Here is a 1,423-nt window from a genome sequence, read left to right on the forward strand (position 1 = left end):
GGTAATGTCCCTATACTTGTGTAAAAATTGAGAAGGTGCTGCCTGGTTGGTAGATTTGATTGATCTAAAATCACAAACTACCAAACACAGACAACACCTATGAATAAGAAAGTAAAACCTTCACAACGTTTGAGCAAACGAATTCAACAATTAACCAGCGGCCAAACCGAGGCCGATGATCTGCTGGCTGAGCTGGTGGATCTGGGTGCCCAAAAAAATCTCCAGGAAGGTCTGGAGGCCGAGGTCGATGAATTTCTTGGCCGCGGTTGGCATGAACATAGCGGCGATACCGATCCCAAAGGGTATCGCAACGGCTACACCCCGAAGAGCTTCAAGACGCGAAGCGGGCAGTTAAGCGTGCAACGCCCCCGCGTGCGGGACAACGAGCAACCCTTTGAGTCCAAGCTTTTAGAACGCCTTGACAACATTGAGGGTCGCCTGAAGACCTTGGCTGTAGAAATGTACACGCGCGGGCTTTCCACGCGTGATGTCGAAGCGGCCCTAACTGAACCCGGCGGGGAGCAACTTATTTCCCGTAGCGGCGCCTCTCGGATGAGCGATGCTCTGTATGAGGAGTATGAGCGCTGGGCTACCCAAGATCTGTCCGGCTACGATGTGATTTATCTGTTTGCCGACGGGGTCTATGAGTCGATCCGATCAATTAGTGGCGGACAAACCATTCTTTGCGTGTGGGGGATCTGCTCGGACGGGCGCAAGGTTCTGTTGGGCCTGGAAGCGATAGCCAGCGAATCAGCGGTCTGCTGGGAAGCCCACTTTGACGATCTGATCGACCGGGGCATGCCCCAGCCACTATTTGTGATCAGCGACGGTGGGAAAGGCCTAAAAGCCGCCCTGACCAAGTGCTTTCCGTACGCCACCCGCGGGCGTTGCATTGCCCATAAGATGCGCAACCTGATGGGTAAGCTACCGCGCGATGAGCAGATTCGCGGCCCCATAAAACGCAAGATTCGAGCTGTCTATTACGCCCCTGACCGAGCGACGGCGGACCAACTAGCGGCCGGTCTTACTGAAGCCTACGCCGGGGAGCACCCCAACATGATTAAGTGTTTCCAGGCCGACCTGGAAGCCTGCCTGGCCCATCTGGAGTTTCCGGCCGGCCACCGCCGCTACATCCGCACGACGAACCTTATCGAACGAGCGTTTGTCGAGCAGAAGCGGCGGACAAAAGTAATTCCAAACCATATAAATGAGAAGGGAGCGATGAAATTGGTTTATGGAAGCCTTATTCGCGCAGCTCGAGATTGGCAACGCGTGAGCATGGATGAGTTGGAATTGGCCCAATTAAAAAACTTGCGTAAAACGATGATTCCTGACGAGGAAACAATAACCCAAAACAACAAAATCTCTTACCAACTGGCGGCATGATCTTCTCACATTTTTACACACTAATTGAGACTTGACC

General features: G+C 53.1%; 1 protein-coding gene. It reads left to right on the forward strand.

Annotation, left to right across the window (positions count from 1 at the left end; translation table 11 throughout):
* Positions 1 to 99: 99 nt before the first annotated feature.
* Positions 100 to 1,386, forward strand: a complete 1,287-nt coding sequence (locus G3569_RS18175) for an IS256 family transposase (protein ID WP_165271506.1) — start codon at positions 100 to 102, stop codon at positions 1,384 to 1,386.
* Positions 1,387 to 1,423 lie beyond the last annotated feature (37 nt).

It is taken from the genome of Fodinibius halophilus (assembly GCF_011059105.1).
GTDB lineage: Bacteria > Bacteroidota > Rhodothermia > Balneolales > Balneolaceae > Fodinibius > Fodinibius halophilus.

What these genes read in the sequence shown, in the direction of transcription:
- G3569_RS18175 (WP_165271506.1), top strand. Translation starts at nt 100, where the DNA reads ATGAATAAGAAAGTAAAACCTTCACAACGTTTGAGCAAACGAATTCAA.